At 37.1% G+C, this 16929-nt stretch carries 13 protein-coding genes and 1 pseudogene; 5 read left to right on the top strand and 9 right to left on the bottom strand.

The window, feature by feature from the left end:
- Positions 1 to 7 precede the first annotated feature (7 nt).
- A complete protein-coding gene (locus IPL24_01490) occupies positions 8 to 823 on the top strand; it encodes an SDR family oxidoreductase (protein ID MBK8362379.1) in 816 nt (271 codons plus the stop codon).
- Positions 824 to 960: 137 nt separating this feature from the next.
- Here IPL24_01490 and IPL24_01485 read toward each other — a convergent pair.
- Positions 961 to 3530 (bottom strand): annotated as a pseudogene (locus IPL24_01485) (ATP-dependent Clp protease ATP-binding subunit).
- Between the two features lie 395 nt (positions 3531 to 3925).
- Here IPL24_01485 and IPL24_01480 point away from each other — a divergent pair.
- From IPL24_01480 to IPL24_01470, 3 genes are all read left to right on the top strand, one after another.
- Positions 3926 to 6163 carry a DNA gyrase subunit A gene (locus IPL24_01480; protein MBK8362378.1) on the top strand — a complete coding sequence of 746 codons (2238 nt, stop codon included), beginning with the start codon at positions 3926 to 3928 and terminating at the stop codon, positions 6161 to 6163.
- Positions 6164 to 6192: 29 nt separating this feature from the next.
- Positions 6193 to 7404 carry a hypothetical protein gene (locus tag IPL24_01475; GenBank protein MBK8362377.1) on the top strand — a complete coding sequence of 404 codons (1212 nt, stop codon included), beginning with the start codon at positions 6193 to 6195 and terminating at the stop codon, positions 7402 to 7404.
- Positions 7405 to 8080: 676 nt separating this feature from the next.
- Positions 8081 to 8731, top strand: a complete 651-nt coding sequence (locus IPL24_01470) for a glucosaminidase domain-containing protein (GenBank protein MBK8362376.1) — start codon at positions 8081 to 8083, stop codon at positions 8729 to 8731.
- Positions 8732 to 8880: 149 nt separating this feature from the next.
- Here the strand turns inward: IPL24_01470 and IPL24_01465 are convergent, their stop codons facing one another.
- The 5 genes from IPL24_01465 to guaA all read right to left on the bottom strand — a co-directional run bounded on the left by IPL24_01465 (position 8881) and on the right by guaA (position 13691).
- The gene (locus IPL24_01465) at positions 8881 to 9024 is read right to left on the bottom strand and encodes a hypothetical protein (GenBank protein ID MBK8362375.1); all 144 of its coding nucleotides are present in this window, start codon (positions 9022 to 9024) and stop codon (positions 8881 to 8883) included.
- A gap of 85 nt (positions 9025 to 9109) precedes the next feature.
- Entirely contained in the window at positions 9110 to 9778 is a 669-nt protein-coding gene (locus IPL24_01460; GenBank protein ID MBK8362374.1) for a DUF4918 family protein, read from the bottom strand.
- 2 nt (positions 9779 to 9780) lie between these two features.
- Positions 9781 to 10683, bottom strand: coding sequence for an oxygen-dependent coproporphyrinogen oxidase (gene hemF, locus IPL24_01455; protein ID MBK8362373.1), 903 nt, complete (start codon positions 10681 to 10683; stop codon positions 9781 to 9783).
- Positions 10683 to 12098: a LysM peptidoglycan-binding domain-containing protein gene (locus IPL24_01450; GenBank protein ID MBK8362372.1), complete on the bottom strand. Its 1416-nt coding sequence runs from the start codon at positions 12096 to 12098 to the stop codon at positions 10683 to 10685. Before IPL24_01450 ends, hemF begins: the two co-directional genes overlap by 1 nt.
- A gap of 66 nt (positions 12099 to 12164) precedes the next feature.
- Positions 12165 to 13691 carry a glutamine-hydrolyzing GMP synthase gene (gene guaA, locus IPL24_01445; protein ID MBK8362371.1) on the bottom strand — a complete coding sequence of 509 codons (1527 nt, stop codon included), beginning with the start codon at positions 13689 to 13691 and terminating at the stop codon, positions 12165 to 12167.
- A 321-nt stretch (positions 13692 to 14012) separates the two neighbouring features.
- Between guaA and IPL24_01440 the strand changes: the two genes are divergently transcribed.
- Positions 14013 to 15170: a T9SS type A sorting domain-containing protein gene (locus IPL24_01440; protein MBK8362370.1), complete on the top strand. Its 1158-nt coding sequence runs from the start codon at positions 14013 to 14015 to the stop codon at positions 15168 to 15170.
- Positions 15171 to 15184: 14 nt separating this feature from the next.
- Here the strand turns inward: IPL24_01440 and bshC (IPL24_01435) are convergent, their stop codons facing one another.
- From bshC (IPL24_01435) to bshC (IPL24_01425), 3 genes are read right to left on the bottom strand one after another with little or no spacing between them, the layout of a single operon-like run.
- Positions 15185 to 15997: a bacillithiol biosynthesis BshC gene (gene bshC / locus IPL24_01435; protein ID MBK8362369.1), complete on the bottom strand. Its 813-nt coding sequence runs from the start codon at positions 15995 to 15997 to the stop codon at positions 15185 to 15187.
- The gene (gene bshC / locus IPL24_01430; protein ID MBK8362368.1) at positions 15998 to 16534 is read right to left on the bottom strand and encodes a bacillithiol biosynthesis BshC; all 537 of its coding nucleotides are present in this window, start codon (positions 16532 to 16534) and stop codon (positions 15998 to 16000) included.
- A complete protein-coding gene (gene bshC, locus IPL24_01425) occupies positions 16504 to 16788 on the bottom strand; it encodes a bacillithiol biosynthesis BshC (protein MBK8362367.1) in 285 nt (94 codons plus the stop codon). Before bshC (IPL24_01425) ends, bshC (IPL24_01430) begins: the two co-directional genes overlap by 31 nt.
- Positions 16789 to 16929: the final 141 nt, after the last annotated feature.

Here is a 16929-nt window from a genome sequence, read left to right as displayed (position 1 = left end):
AATAATTATGTCAAACAATCTTTTAAAAGGCAAAAGAGGAATTATCAGCGGGGCATTAGACTCGAATTCTATCGCCTGGAAAGTTGCACAACGTTGTCATGAGGAAGGTGCACAGATCGTACTCACAAACGCACCTATAGCAATGCGTATGGGCGAAATCAAGAAACTTGCAGATGAAACTAAATCAGAGATCATACCGGCTGATGCAACGTCTATTGAAGATCTGACTAATCTGTATTCAAGATCGATGGATATCATGGGCGGTAAGGTAGATTTTGTTTTACATTCGATTGGTATGTCAGTGAACATCCGTAAGAACATTTCTTATGTAGAAAGTAATTACGATTATTATCAGAAGGGAATTGATGTATCAGCTCTCTCACTCCATAAAATGTTAAGCGTTGCCATGAAAATGGATGCTATAAACGAATGGGGAAGTGTTGTTGCTCTGACATATATTGCTGCACAAAGAACTTATCCTTTTTATACTGATATGGCAGACATTAAAGCCATGCTTGAATCTATTTCAAGAAGTTTTGGATATCACTATGGTAAAGCAAAAAAGGTACGTGTAAATACCATTTCACAATCACCTACAAAGACTACAGCAGGATCAGGAATTAAAGGCTTTGAAGATTTCTACAATTTTGCAGATTCACTTTCACCACTTGGAAATGCAAGTGCAGATGCATGTGCAGATTACTGCGTTACTTTATTCAGTGATCTGACCAGAATGGTAACAATGCAGAATCTTTATCATGATGGAGGGTATGCTACTACCGGTATCAGTAATGAGGTGATGGAGATGTTTCAAAGTAAGTAATTCATATCAGGTCAAAGGTGAAGGGTCAAAGGTAAAATAGTATTTACCCTTGACCCTTCACTTGACCTAAAAGAGAAAGTGGTAAAAAACAAAAAAGCCGGAAATATTTCCGGCTTTTTTGTTAATGTCACTATTGATTATTCTTCTTTCTTCTTCCTTGTCGACCCACTGGATTTTGCAGGAGGTGGAGTTGGAGAAGCGTTTGCTTTTACAACATTTATTTTCAGTGTCGATGTTTCCTTGTCGAAATTGACTTCGAGAATGTCACCTTCAGCTAATTCAGCTTTAATGATCTCTTCTGCCAACGGATCTTCCAGATACTTCTGTATAGAACGTTTCAGTGGACGGGCACCATAACTGCTGTCAAATCCACGGTCGGCGATAAAGTCTTTCGCTTCATCAGTCAATTTAATTTTATAACCGAGTTCAGTAATGCGTTTGTACAAGTGAACCAATTCAACATCGATGATCTTATGGATGTGTGCTTTTTCAAGTGAGTTGAACATAACAACATCATCAATACGATTCAGGAATTCAGGAGCAAAGGCTTTCTTCAATGCGCTTTCAATTACACCGCGTGAATGTTCATCAGCACCGGTAAGTTTAGCGTTTGTAGAGAATCCAACACCTTGTCCGAAATCTTTCAACTGACGAGATCCGATATTAGAAGTCATGATCATGATCGTATTCTTGAAGTCAACTTTACGACCAAGACTATCTGTAAGCATACCTTCATCTAAAACCTGAAGTAGTAAATTGAATACATCCGGATGCGCTTTTTCAATCTCATCAAGAAGTACAACCGAATATGGTTTACGACGAACTTTTTCAGTCAACTGACCACCTTCTTCGTAACCTACATATCCCGGAGGAGCACCGATAAGACGGGAAACTGCAAATTTCTCCATGTACTCACTCATATCAATACGAATCAGAGCATCTTCAGAATCGAAGAGGTAACGGGCAATTACTTTAGCCAATTCAGTTTTACCAACTCCGGTAGGACCAAGGAAGATAAATGTTCCGATTGGTTTATTCGGATCTTTTAGTCCGGCACGGTTACGCTGGATAGCTCTTACAACTTTTGCAATAGCTTCATCCTGTCCGATCACTTTACCTTTAACTCATCTGCCATTTTAACCAGGCGGTGACTTTCAGTTTGTGCTACACGAGTAACAGGAATTCCTGTCATCATGGCAACAACTTCAGCAACATCTTGTTCATTTACTGTATAGCGATGCGATTTTGTTTCTTCTTCCCAGATCTTCTTAGCAGACTCTAATTGCTCAAGAAGTTGTTTTTCAGTATCACGAAGTTTTGCAGCTTCCTCATACTTCTGACTTCTGACAACACGATTCTTTTCATTCTTAATATCTGCAACCTTACTTTCTAATTCAAGAATGTTTTTTGGTACATGGATATTTGTAATATGGACACGAGATCCTGCTTCATCTAAAGCATCGATAGCTTTATCCGGAAGAAAACGGTCAGTGATATAACGTGCAGTAAGAGTAACACAAGCTTTAATTGCTTCCGGTGTATAATTTACATTGTGATGTTCTTCATAGCGGTCTTTAATGTTTTTAAGGATCTCCATAGATTCATCAACAGAAGCCGGTTCAACAAGCACACGTTGGAAACGTCTGTCTAATGCACCGTCTTTTTCAATGTACTGACGATACTCATCGAGTGTAGTGGCACCGATACATTGGATTTCACCACGCGCAAGAGCAGGTTTGAACATATTCGATGCGTCCAGAGATCCTGAAGCGCCACCGGCACCAATGATCGTATGAATTTCATCGATGAATAGAATTACATCAGGTGATTTTTCAAGCTCATTCATTACGGCTTTCATTCTTTCTTCGAATTGACCACGGTATTTGGTACCGGCAACTAATGAAGCAAGATCAAGAGTAACAATTCGCTTATTGAAAAGTACGCGGGATACTTTACGTTGAACAATACGAAGCGCCAGTCCTTCAGCGATTGCTGATTTACCAACACCCGGTTCTCCAATCAGAATAGGATTATTTTTCTTACGACGGGAAAGAATCTGAGAAACACGTTCTATTTCTTTTTCACGACCTACGATAGGGTCCAATCGTCCGTCTTCTGCGGCTTTTGTAAGGTCACGACCAAAATTGTCCAAAACAGGAGTTTTAGATTTTGAATCAGTACCTTTTTTACTTGTCATTCCGCTGCCACCTTCATCATCTTTTGCATAAGGATCATCATCAGATGGATTTTGAGGAGCTTCAGAACGGAAGTTTGATTTGATCACATCCAGTTCTTCCTTCACGATCTCATAGTTGATACCGTATTGGTTTAAGATCTGAGTTGCAATATTATCTTCATCCTTAAGAATAGAAAGCAACAAATGCTCAGTACCAATTACATCACTTTTGAAAACTTTCGCTTCCAAATAAGTGATTTTCAAAGCCTTTTCAGCCTGTTTGGTAAGAGGAATATTGTTGAGGTTATTGATTGAAGTTGCACTGCCTTTTACAGAGTTTTCGACTGATTTGCGCAGCTCAGCCAGGTTAATACCCAGGGACTTGAGAATCTTTATGGCCATTCCTTCGCCTTCGCGAATGAGACCTAAAAGTAAATGTTCTGTGCCTATATAGTCGTGACCCAGGCGTAAGGCTTCTTCGCGACTAAAGGTAATCACGTCTTTTACGCGGGGAGAGAATTTAGCTTCCATTTATTGAGTGTTTAACAGTATTACGATTTACTTGATTTTAAGGTTCGCTAGAGGATTTGTAAGATATGAACAAATTTAGCGATTACTTTGTTCGTACTGCAATTAACGTGCAAATGACGGTAAACTGTCATATGGTCAGGGTAACTTTTCAACAAAAATCTGTTTGTTAGAATTACATCTTTTTCAGGGATTTTTTGTAAATTCGGGCCACTTAAAATAAAGACGGGGGAGGGGTGTTTTTAGTTTATCGATAGCCAAATTTCTGTTGATATTTCTATACACTATTTCCGGTATTGATAACGTTTTCATTGAAACGTAATTTTACATACCATCAAATTATTTTAAGCAATAATTATCATAAGAAAATTTAATAAAAGATTTTTAGCAAAATAAATATGTCAGAAGGAGAGAAAATAATTCCGATTAACATTGAAGAAGAAATGAAAACTGCCTACATCGATTATTCGATGTCAGTAATTGTTTCCCGTGCTTTACCCGATGTGCGCGATGGTTTGAAACCGGTTCATAGAAGAGTACTTTACGGAATGCTTGATCTTGGTGTGGCCAGTAATAAACCACATAAGAAATCAGCCCGTATCGTCGGTGAAGTTTTAGGTAAATACCATCCGCATGGAGATGGTTCTGTTTATGACGCAATGGTACGTATGGCTCAGGACTGGAGTTTACGATATCCATTAGTAGATGGACAAGGTAACTACGGTTCAATGGATGGCGATAGTCCGGCAGCTATGCGATATACTGAAGCTCGTCTGAGAAAGATTGCAGAAGAATTATTATCCGATATAGAAAAAGATACTGTCGATTTCACACTGAACTTCGACGATAGTCTTGAAGAGCCAACCGTATTACCGGCAAAAGTTCCCAACCTATTGATCAATGGTGCTTCCGGAATTGCAGTAGGAATGGCAACCAATATGCCACCGCATAATTTAACTGAAGTTATCGATGGAACAATTGCATATATCGACAATAAAGATATTCCAATTGAAGACCTGATCAAGATTGTGAAGGCTCCTGATTTTCCAACTTCAGGTATCATTTACGGGTATAGCGGTGTTAAAGAAGCTTTGATGACCGGTCGCGGAAAGATCGTATTAAGAGCCCGTGCTACTATTGAAACTACAGCAAGTGGTAAAGACAGGATCATCGTAACTGAAGTTCCATTCCAGGTAAATAAAGCGGAGATGATCAAGCGGACTGCTGATCTGATCAATGAAAAGAAAATCGATGGTATTACAGATATCCGTGATGAATCAAATCGCGATGGTATCCGTGTAGTTTATGAATTACGCAGAGATGCCGTATCAAATGTCGTACTGAATAATCTTTACAAATATACAGCACTTCAATCTTCATTCAGTGTGAATAACGTTGCTCTGGTAAATGGCCGTCCAATGTTACTTAACCTGAAAGACATGATCGTACATTTTGTCAATCACCGCCATGAAGTTGTGATCCGCCGTACGAAATATGATCTTGCTGAAGCAGAAAAGAGAGCACACATTTTAGAAGGTTTACTGATCGCATTAGACCATCTGGATGAAGTGATCAAATTGATCAGAGCATCACAGACTCCACCGATTGCTCAGGAAGGATTGATGACAACATTCGGATTGTCTGAGATTCAGTCGAAGGCAATTCTGGAAATGCGTTTACAAAGACTGACCGGACTTGAAAGAGATAAGATCCGTGATGAATACAATGAGTTAATGAAACTTATTGAATATTACAGAAGCATTTATGGAATTCCTGAAGGAAATAAAACTTCCAAAGGAAGAGCGATTCAGAACCTGATCAGCCTGAGTCCGGATGACAAAGTGAAAGCTTTCATCAATATCAAGGATCTTGAAAATGAAGAGTACATCAACAATAATTTCATTGTGATGTGTACTAAAAATGGTACGATCAAAAAGACATCACTTGAAGCTTATTCCCGTCCGCGTATGAGTGGTATCAATGCGATAACAATTGAGGATGATGATGTACTTCTGGAAGCTCGATTGACCAATGGTAAGAATGAGATCATGCTTGCCACCAAAAAAGGTAAACTTGTTCGTTTTAAAGAACAAACTGTTCGTCCGATGGGAAGAAATTCTATCGGTGTAAAAGGAGTTACTTTAGATGGTCCTGACGATGTTGTAATTGGAATGGTTTGTGTAACCGACCCTGAAAAAGAATCATTAATGGTTGTTTCAGAAAAGGGTTATGGAAAACGTTCGGAAGTAGAAGAATATCGAATTACGAATCGTGGTGGAAAAGGAGTAAAGACCATTAACATTACAGAGAAAACCGGTAATTTAATTGCGGTAAAAGTTGTTGATGACAGCGATGATCTTATGATCATCAATAAATCAGGTGTGACCATCAGGATGAGTATTGGTGAGTTAAGGATAATGGGAAGAGCGACACAAGGTGTTCGCCTGATCCGTTTGGATGATGATGATGAAATTGCATCGGTTGCAAAAGTTGAGATCGACGAAGAAGAAAAGAAAGCAGCGATGGAACTGGCAGCAGGAACAGAGCCTGTTACCGGAACTATCGAAGAATCATCAGATCAAAGTGAATCACCATCAGAACCGGAGTCAGATGAACCGACGCCGGACCAACTCTAACTTAACATAATATTTAGCAAAAAAGGAATATGAAAAGAATTAGCTTAATCGTCCTAACAAGTTGTTTATCTGTAACTTTAGCTTTCTCACAGAAACCAAAGGTTCAGACAGCATGGAACTTTTATAAAGAACCATATCAGCAATATGACAAAGCAAAGGAGGCCATAGACGAAGCATCCGTGCATGAGTCAACATCAGGAATGGCAAAGACCTGGTATTACAAGGGGTTAATATATGCCGCATTGTACAATAGTGAAAAATATAAAGGTCTTTGTGATAATTGTCTTTGGGTGGCTTATGAGTCATTTGCTAAAGCCAATCAATTGGATCCCAAAAATGACTGGGCCGATGAGATTACAACTGTCAGAATTCCACTTGTTGTAAACGATGTTTTCAAGAATGGTGTTAAGGCATATGAATCGAAAGATTTCAAAACTGCATTAGTGGAATTTGAAAAAGTTCTGATCATGTCACCGGGAGATACATCGGTGATCCTGAATTCTGCGTACTCAGCAGAACATGCAGGTGACATGACGAAAGCTAAACAATATTACAATCAGCTTATTTCATATAAATTCAACGACGACAAGATTTTCCTTTCGTTGAGCGAGATCTATATGAAAGAAAAAGATACTGTGAATGCACTTAAAACTATCCGTGAAGGTCGTGCAGCATATCCGGATAGTCTGGGTTTGATGTTAAATGAGATCAACATTCTTTTATCGAGCGGAAAACAAAAGGAAGCAACAGCAGCATTAGATGCAGCGATCGCTCACGACTCAAAGAATCCAAGTTTGTATCTTGCTTTAGGAGCAACCTTTGATAATCTGGCAAATCCTCGTGACAAAGAAGCTAAGGAAGCGTTGAAGCCGGAACAATACACAGATTATATCTCCAGAGCAGAAAAAGCATATAAAGATGGTATTGCAATTGATCCATCAAACTATGTACTAAACTATAATCTTGGTGCTTTATATTTTAATCAGGCTGTAGAGATGATAAATGGAGCTAACTTGTTAAAATCAAATGTTGAATTTGACAAAGCTAAAGCAAAGTATGAACTGAAGTTCAAAGAGGCGCAACCATATCTGGAGAAGTCATTGGAAACAAATCCGAACAAGTCAGCTGATGACAAAGATACTTACAAAGGAACTTTGACATCATTAAAACAATTGTACATCAGAACAGGGGAAACTGAAAAATACACAAAGGTGTCAGAGCAGTTAAAGACATTGGAATAGTTTTCTAAGAAACGAAAAAGGAGCCCGGATTTTCCGGGCTTTTTTATGCAATAATATTTTTATTTAAGTCAGTTGACAGTCGACCTGGAAAGTCATTTAAAAACGAGTAAGAATCAGAAAAGCCCGAAAGTGGGCTGGAAACAGATTAATGCTACTTAACATAATATTAATTATGGGACAAAAGGGCTAAAAATCAATCTTCTAAATTGAGTCAATTTATGTGTTTGTTTATGTCCCATATATGATCTTATGTTAATCGCAATTACTCTATCTGTGTACCTTCTAATACCTCAACGAACATTTAATTTTTAAAATTCGTTGTTCCTTTACTTCTATTTTAAAAATTTAAAATAAAAATTATCAACATTCCATAGATTCATTTTTACCCGGATTATTTAATTAGAGCCAATTACTGATTTTTAACTTTCAGTCTTCTTTCCATAGCTCACCGACCGCATTTTTTGCAAAAATTTGAAGTTTTTACCGTGATTTTAGCCTTTACAGCTCATTTTCAAGCATTTGAATTTTTACCCTGCCTTTTCATGGTTTTGCCAAACCGGGTTAACCGTTTGACCAAATAGACTTCATTCCTGTCCGGCCAAAGGCATACTTTTGTACCGTTCAAGAGACACAGCCATGAGCAAACCAAACGCGCTTAAATCAAAACTTAAAAAACATGAAAACAAGCTGTTGTCATTCGAAAAAAGTACACGTACAAAAAGACTACGTGTTATGCATGAATGAAGAATGCGAAAACTTCATGCTGCCAACTGTGTCAAAGGCGACATCGAAAATGTGGAATAACATCTTCGCATTTTTCTTCTTCCTGTTCTTCTTCGTTTTATCGTTCGATGATTTCTCTTATAATGGTCCAGTTACTGCGTCGGATCTGACTAAGACATCAAAGAAAAACATCTTACCATTGACAGAAGAAAATCTAAGACGAGAACTGGATTCAAATCATATCATTTGCCAGGAACAAGTCTATGCTCAGATCATGATCGAATCCGGTCACTTAAACTCTTACTTGTCAAAACGTGCTAACAATCTGTTAGGAATGCGTTTTCCATTCAAGAGAAAAACTTCTGCTGTTGGTATATACTTACCTGAGTCAAATCTGATCATCAAAGGAACTCAACAGGAACTTAAGAAATACCGTACACAAAATCATTATGCAGTATATGAAAACTGGCAGGATTGTGTAAAGGACTATAAATACTGGCAAGACCAGTCGTTCAAGTTAACAGAACGCTACCTGACATTCCTTGGTGAGAATTACGCTGAAGACCCGGCTTATATTGCTAAGATCAAGTCGATGTCGAAATAAGTGAGTAGTCATTAATACGTAGAAATCAGCAATGCTTTCTTTAAAACAAAATCGATAATTCAGATCTGATATTATACACGAACAAAAGCTTCAAACGCAAAAAAGTGCAGACCGTGAGGAATGCACTTTTTTTATGGAGTTTGGTTTGATCAACCCCATTTTAACACATAGAATACCCAGCTTAAAAGCAAGAGGATCCAAAGGAAAGCAAAAACAGCAGCGCCGCCTTTACCGAAATATGTATACCAAAGTCCTTTTTTAGTTTCTGAACCTGAATGATGATTTTCCGACATTGTTCTTTAATTTAGGTTGACAAATATGATAATTTATTGTGAATCTTTAAGCAGATTTAAACACATTTTACTCACTTTTTAACGATTAGTTGCTCTTAAAAGCCTCTAAATACCTTCCTGCATAATCAGGAATAAATTTCCGCCTGTATTGCATTATAAATCGTGGATGCGGTAAAGGAACGATCTTTTCAAAGAAATCAAATTCCTGATTAAGCCGATTCAGATACTTGAAGTTTTCTCCTTCACCTAAACAATATGCAATGGTCCTGTCAATTCCAAAAGTAAGTTGCAATTCTATGTTTTGTATGATAAACTGATGGACTGAAGCTAAAAGAACTTTATCGTCATAATAATTAATATTTTTCGAGTCTTTTAAAAAACCTATCGGACAAACTGCAGAAATATAAAATCGTTTAAAGAATATCTCCGGACCGCCATATTGCCGGATGACCTGATAGATAAAATCACTTGACAACTCAGCGCGTTTTACAAATGAGTTTTTAATTCTAAGTTCTGTTTCAAGTTTTATCGGGTCTGTAAATGAAATGCCGGTAATACCTGAACCAAATCTGCCGGGATTAATTCCAAGAATCATCTGCCTTGGAATTTTATCATTATAGAAAGTTTTGTAAAAAGTTTTATTCACTTCAATAACCTCTGGATTTTCAAATGGTAATAAACAGGAAATTCCATTGGATAAACTGAATTTAGGTTTCAGGTCTTTCAAAAATTCAAATACAGAATCTCCAAACATTTTCATTTGACCCAGTCAATGTCTTTTTTTAACAACGACATTGTATTTTCTTCGCGGCTACCGGTTTTGGGAATGTAATTATATTCCCATGAAGCCATCTTTGGCAGACTCATTAAAATAGATTCTGTTCGCCCGTCAGTTTCTAAACCAAATTTAGTTCCCCGGTCATATACCAGATTAAATTCGACATATCGTCCACGTCTTAAAAACTGCCATTCTTTTTCAGCTTCAGAAAATTTTTCATTTCTGTTTCTTTTGATCAGCTCTGTATAGACCGGTAAAAAAGTTTCGCCGATTTCTTTTACAAAATTCCACCGGTCATTCATAGAAATTTCAGGAGTTGGTTTTAAGTGATCGAAAAATATTCCACCAATACCACGGGTTTCTTTTCTGTGTTTTATATAGAAGTAATTATCAGCCCATTTTTTAAATTCAGGATAATATCCCGAATGATGCTTATCACAAGCTTGTTTCAGCATCCCATGAAAAAATTCCCCATCATCCTGCTTAACATAATGTGGAGTCAGATCGATTCCACCGCCAAACCAGGAAATTCCGCCGGACATTTCGAAATACCGTACATTCATATGGATGATCGGCACATGTGGATTTTCCGGATGAATTACAATTGAAACTCCTGTTGCAAAAAACTGTGCATCCTGATCTGCTTTAAGTTGCTGAATCAAAAACTCAGGAGCTTTGCCATGAACTGCGGAAAAATTTACTCCGCCTTTTTCGATGACGTTTCCATTTTGCAATATCCGCGTCCGACCGCCACCGCCTTCTTCACGGATCCATTTATCTTCTATAAATTTTCCTTTTCCATCGCCCACTTCAAGCCCTGCACAGATTCTGTCCTGAAGTCCCCTGAACCATTCAGCAATTATTTCCTTGTCGATCGGCATTACTTCTTCGTTATCTTTTTGAAGTAATCAATCTGATCATCTTTTGTAGGCTGATAAACATGGATAACTTTATTTTCCTTTGCATCAACTTCGATTTCATATTCAGAAAAAATCCCTGCTACAGACATTGTTTTCCCGGTGGAAATAAATTTTTTCCCGTATTTCATAAGATTCTTTCCAGCGAAAAGCATTGCATCATACCCTTGAAAAGCAAATTCTGAGGGTTCACCACTAAACGTTTCACGATAATATTTTCTGAAATTTTCCACAGTAGAATTTCCATACTGAATAAATCCTGAACTGAAAATATACACATTGCACTTGTCCATCAGATTCTGATCGATCGTTTCAAAATATTGCCATGTTGGTAAACCTGCTACTGTAATTGTTTTTTCCAAAACATGCTCCTTCAATTCTCCCAGAATGGTTGAAACCATATCTTCATTAGAGGATGAAATAAATATTACATTGTTTTTATTTTTGGATAAACTATCTGCCATCGCTTTAGCTCCACCTTTTGAATAATCAAGATACAGCGATTTCCCGCCACCACCTGTTTTCCAGCCATTCTTGAATGCTATACTTCTTTCATTTTCTTTTGCCTGAGTTGTTCTGATAGTTATTGCAACAGCACCCGGAAAATATTTTGCATTAAAATAACCCATCTCTTCACACTGACTCAAAGAAGATGGAAAAAGTGCTACTGAATTTTTAGATTCCTTTATGAGTTCCGTAGTATTAATACCGCAGGACAATAGCCGGATGTTCTTATGATCGGAAAAGTGAGTCAGGTATTTAAGTATGCTTCCGTTTTCATTCGTAATAATAAGATCAGGTGAATGTGTTTTAAGTTTGGAATTGAGTTTTGTTGAGTCTTGTTCTGAATCGATAATAACGATCTGGGATTTGAACCCATCCGATTTCAGAATTTCTGCGCTTCTGATAGCACCTTCTATAAAAGACAAACTATTGACAATATCTCTTTCAATTGCCTCGTCAACATATGATGAATCCAAAGCTGTAGTATCAGGCATATACATCTTCGGTAAATTCAGTGTAGCGATAATTGCAATTTTGTAAAGTTTTTTCTCCGGATTAATTTCTTCAACTTCTTCGGTCTCAGTTTCAGCCTTTGCATCTTTTTTCAACCAGGAATATGCCGGAACCCATAATTTTGTTTTGGCCTTCAACCCCTGCTGATTTATATCCTTGTTGAATTGAATGATCTCTTCCTGAGGTATATTAAACTTCTGAGATATGCTAAAAAGCGTCTCGCCTTTTTCAACCTTATAGATATAGAATTTTCTGGAATTCAGAAATCTGATATCAGCAGTATCTTTTTTAGTCAAAGTCTGCCCATAAGAAATCTGAGTAAGAACTATTCCGATCAATAAAAGAATTTTTTTTAGAAGCACAATTTCGATTTTTAAGAATTGCAAGTGGTAATTTTAATTTCCTTTTTTAATGATAAGATACAAATATTATTCCCATTCGATAGTTGCCGGTGGTTTTGAACTTATATCATACACAACTCTGTTTATTCCTTTCACTTTATTAATGATTTCGTTAGAGACCTTTGCCAGAAATGTATGTGGCAGATGGCACCAGTCTGCTGTCATTCCATCGATCGACTGAACTGCTCTTAGCACGACAGCTTTTTCATAAGTTCTTTCATCACCCATAACTCCGACAGATTGGACAGGCAATAGAATCACACCTGCCTGCCAGACATCGTTATATAGACCTTCGTTTTTCAATGATGTAATAAAAATTTCATCGGCCTGCTGAACAATGTCAACTTTTTCAGGAGTAATATCTCCCAGAATTCTAATTGCAAGACCCGGACCAGGAAATGGATGTCGGTTAAGAATCAATGGATCGATGTTTAATTGCCTTCCTACTGAACGGACTTCATCTTTAAAAAGTGTATTCAATGGTTCGACTACTTTCAAATTCATTTTTTCGGGTAATCCACCGACATTATGATGCGACTTGATTGTTGCACTTGGGCCTTTTACACTTACTGATTCGATTATATCAGGATAGATCGTTCCTTGTGCTAACCATTTTACATTGGTGATGCGATGTGCTTCTTCATCGAAAACATCGATAAAAACTTTTCCGATCGCTTTACGTTTTGCTTCAGGATCTGTCAGGCCTTTCAGTTCAGTATAGAATTTCTCTTTTGCATCAACACCTTTTATATTCAATCCCATATGCTGATACGACTCCAGGACTTGTGAATATTCATTTTTTCTCAGCAATCCATTATCAACAAAAATACAATGAAGATTCTTTCCGATTGCCTGGTGAAGTAATACTGCAGCAACACTGCTATCCACTCCTCCTGATAAACCTAAAACGACAACATCGTTTTGCAATTTCGATTTCAGGTTTTCAATTGTTTCAGAAACAAATGCCGCAGGTGTCCAATCCTGTTTACATTTACAAATGTTGACGATGAAATTTTTTATCAAAGCTTTTCCATCTGATGAATGCGTCACTTCCGGATGAAATTGGATTCCATAAGTAAGTTCATCAGCTATTTTGAATGCTGCAACTTTTACATCAGACGTCTGAGCAATGATCTGAAACTTTTCAGGAATTTTAGCTATTGTATCACCATGCGACATCCAGACAGTGCTATTGAGAGGAATATTTTCAAAGAGTTCATTCTTTTCAATGGAAATTAAATGAGCTCGTCCGTATTCTCTTATTTTTGAAGGTAGCACTTCTCCCCCATTTTTAAATGCCAGAAGTTGTGCACCATAACACACTCCTAAAACAGGAACTTTTCCCCGAATTGCATCGATATTCATTTCCGGATGATTCTCTTCTCTTACAGAAGAAGGACTTCCGGAAATGATCACACCCTGTACATCAGATGTTAGTGCCGGAAAATGATGAAAAGGATGGATTTCACAATAAACATTTAATTCCCTTATTCTTCGGGCTATAAGTTGGGTATACTGCGAACCAAAATCGGCGATTAGAATTTTCTGATGCATGGACAAAAATATTGTTATTTTTTGTCAATAAAGAATCCATTTTATGTCATTTGAAAGATTTTATCAATTTTACTGAGTCACTTTTGAACAATGTTTTGAATTTAGGGGATTACATGATATTCACTGGAAATGATAACAATCATCAGGTGTAAGAATCGATTGAAAATCCAGAAAATGTGTCACAATAAAACGCAATTGAAGCAATACTGAATTATTCCAACAACATGGTTTTCAGCAGTTCATACTTCCACCAGATTGTGCAGGTTCCTTTGTCGAAGTAAATAAAAATACAATGATTTTACTATTAAACAACAACCAACTATGTCTGTATCTGTTAAGAATTACCGTAATGCATTTGCTCTTATCGCGCTTTTATTTATTAATAGCGCAAAGGTTTATTCAGAGGTTCCACGACCAGATCATGTCGTGATCTGTGTTTTAGAACACCATGCATACCAGCAAATAATCGGGTCGTCTTCTGCTCCATATATAAATCACCTTTCAACGATCGGTGCAAATATGGTTGAGTATTATGGCTTAAGTCATCCTTCGCAGACGAATTATATAAAATTGTTTTCAGGAGAAAGTCAAGGTGTAACTTCAAATAATGTTCCGGTAGGTACGCCGTTTTCTACTCCAAATCTTGGTGCATCATTGCTTTACTCAGGTTTTACTTTTATCGGATATTCTGAAGATCTTCCTTCTGTAGGATCTTTGGTAGAAGTTTCTGGTGGATATGCAAGAAAGCATAGTCCATGGGTTCACTGGCAAGGTACTGGAACTAATCAAATTCCAGCAAGTTGTAACCAGACACTTGATAATTTTCCGGCAGACTTTAATCAACTTCCTGATCTGTCTTTTGTAATTCCAAATCTTGATAATGCCATGCATGATGGTGTGGATCCAACCAGAATTGAAACAGGTGATCGATTTGTAAGTGATGTGCTCTCACCCTACGTAAATTGGGCTATGAACAACAATAGTTTACTGATCGTACTCTTTGATGAAGATGACAATTATTCTTCAAATCATGTTCCTTGTATTTTTGTTGGACCAATGGTTACACCCGGTAACTATGCTATAACTGGATATGATCATTACGACATGCTACGAACGATTCAGGATATGTACGGTTTACCATACATAGCGAATAGTGTAACGGCAAAGCCTATTGAAGAGATCTGGTTTAATCCAACCAATATAAAAACCCTTACAACTGATATCTCCAGTAAGGTTTTTCCAAATCCTGTGAGGAGCAGTTCTATTGTTTCATTCGATAATAAACTAAGCTATAGTGGAAATGTCAAACTACAGGTTTTCGACATTCTTGGAAATGCTGTTGATGAAGAATACTATTTTGTAAAATCCGATACGCGTTCCATTCCATTAAATGGATCCGAACTTAAGAAAGGAATATATTTTTACAGGATTTCGGGTGAGCGGTCAATGATCACATCAGGTAAATTTATTGTTGAATAAATTTCACTTAGAAATTATTCCTTTTCTTCAAATATTGTAAACCTGGAATCTAATGGGTCGAAGGATTTTTTGATATCGTCAATAAAATCACTTCCCCATTTCATGTAAAAGGGTAAGAGTGTTTCACTACGTTCCTGTAACACTCCTCCGGGCAAAAATTTATCTCGGATCTTTTTAATCTGATTGATCTCTGCTTCTTCTTTACGTTTAAATGCACGTAAAACTTTTTCCTCCAGCATAGAAATAGAATTGACAGATTTATGTTTTTCAGATTCAGCAGTAGCTTTTAGTGATTGATCGATCGCTGAAATTTCAATTGTGATCTGATCGAAGATTGAAGAGATTTTTTCTGAATATTGTTTCAAAGAAAAATGTCCCTCCTTTTTATCGAGGTATTCCCGTATCAATTCATTTTCCGGTCTGAAGATATCAGTGATCTGAAAACCAAGTTTCGACCATTTATTCAATGATGGCCGTTCGGCAATCATGGCACAATTTCTCAGCAATAAGACCGGCATTGTCAGATTCAGTTTTTCGAATACGAACTTCAATTCAAGCCAATAAGTAATTTCAGACGGTCCCCCGATGTACGCCAGGTTTGGAAGTATTATTTCCTGATAAAGGGGACGCATCAGAACATTGGGACTAAATCGTTCCGGATGAAGCTTTAATTCTGCTAAAATTTCAGTTTGTGTAAATGATAATTCAGTATTGAGAATCTGATATGAATTTTCACTTCTTACTATTCTGTTTCTGGTGTCTTCATGAATATAAAAAAGATTGATCTCTCTGGGATTAACCTGAACAATGAATTCGTCCTTTAAGATCTATGTTGCTTTTTTTACAGAAGGAGAAACAAATTCTTCCTTCAATTCTTTCTCTGCAACTGGAGCAAAGAGTTTTTTCAATTCAGCATTATCAGCATCGAATACAACCAATCCGAATTTACCAAGTAAATTATGAGTCCATAATCTGGTTGCAGTTGCAAGATCATTAGATTCCTTGTAAGAATCAGAAATAAGTTGAATGATCTCTTTGGCAAAACCTGAATCACCTAAAACTTCAAAAATATTTTCTTTGAATTTCACAAATTCATTCAACATTAGTTCGCCGGATTTTCCTTTGTAGGAAGTTTCAAACTCAAACTTCTTAGAAAAAAGGTTCAGGTTATTGATCTCTGCAATATCATGATCCTCTGTTGCCATCCAGTACACAGGAACAAAATTGTTTTCCGGAAATTCTTTCTTTAATTTTTCAGAAAGGTTGATCGTTGAAATGAGTTTGAATAAAACATAAAGTGGTCCGCTAAAAATATTTAGCTGATGGCCTGTCGTTACAGAAAAGTAGATTGAGAAGCGAAAGATTCTATATTGATTTTTACAGGGGAATCCGGTAAAAGATCAAATCCTTGATATTGCGATCTCAGGACTTTTACCAGCAGCGCCCTGTCTAGCTCCTTATTAGTTCCGGCCTCAATTCTTTTTCCAAGACCCGCCAGATCCGGTTCGAAATCATACAACTTTTTAAGAGAATTATGCCCGTTTATGTATGAAATTATTGTTTTTTCAAAGCTTCCCGTGTTTTCAAGAGGAAGTTTGGAGCTTATAAAATTGGGCATATTGGATATCTGGTATTCCGCAAATTTAAATAAATATTAAACTTTAAAACCACTTGTAAAATCAAAGTTCAAAACTTATCTTTGGTTTATAAACTCCTGATTCTCTTTAAATAACACCTGCGTACTCTTCAGTGAGCACAC

The organism is Bacteroidota bacterium (assembly GCA_016711505.1).
GTDB lineage: Bacteria > Bacteroidota > Bacteroidia > AKYH767-A > 2013-40CM-41-45 > JADKIH01.
The sequence above is the reverse complement of the archived record's forward strand: the minus strand, read 5'-3'. Positions and strand labels throughout refer to the sequence as shown.

Bases quoted from the DNA above. Each gene is read 5' to 3' on its own strand.
- IPL24_01475 (MBK8362377.1), top strand. From the start codon at position 6,193: ATGAAAAGAATTAGCTTAATCGTCCTAACAAGTTGTTTATCTGTAACT.
- bshC (MBK8362367.1), bottom strand. From the start codon at position 16,788: ATGCCCAATTTTATAAGCTCCAAACTTCCTCTTGAAAACACGGGAAGC.
- hemF (MBK8362373.1), bottom strand. From the start codon at position 10,683: ATGCCGATCGACAAGGAAATAATTGCTGAATGGTTCAGGGGACTTCAG.
- IPL24_01490 (MBK8362379.1), top strand. From the start codon at position 8: ATGTCAAACAATCTTTTAAAAGGCAAAAGAGGAATTATCAGCGGGGCA.
- IPL24_01465 (MBK8362375.1), bottom strand. From the start codon at position 9,024: ATGTCGGAAAATCATCATTCAGGTTCAGAAACTAAAAAAGGACTTTGG.
- IPL24_01480 (MBK8362378.1), top strand. From the start codon at position 3,926: ATGTCAGAAGGAGAGAAAATAATTCCGATTAACATTGAAGAAGAAATG.
- IPL24_01440 (MBK8362370.1), top strand. From the start codon at position 14,013: ATGTCTGTATCTGTTAAGAATTACCGTAATGCATTTGCTCTTATCGCG.
- guaA (MBK8362371.1), bottom strand. From the start codon at position 13,691: ATGCATCAGAAAATTCTAATCGCCGATTTTGGTTCGCAGTATACCCAA.
- IPL24_01460 (MBK8362374.1), bottom strand. From the start codon at position 9,778: ATGTTTGGAGATTCTGTATTTGAATTTTTGAAAGACCTGAAACCTAAA.
- IPL24_01470 (MBK8362376.1), top strand. From the start codon at position 8,081: ATGAAAACAAGCTGTTGTCATTCGAAAAAAGTACACGTACAAAAAGAC.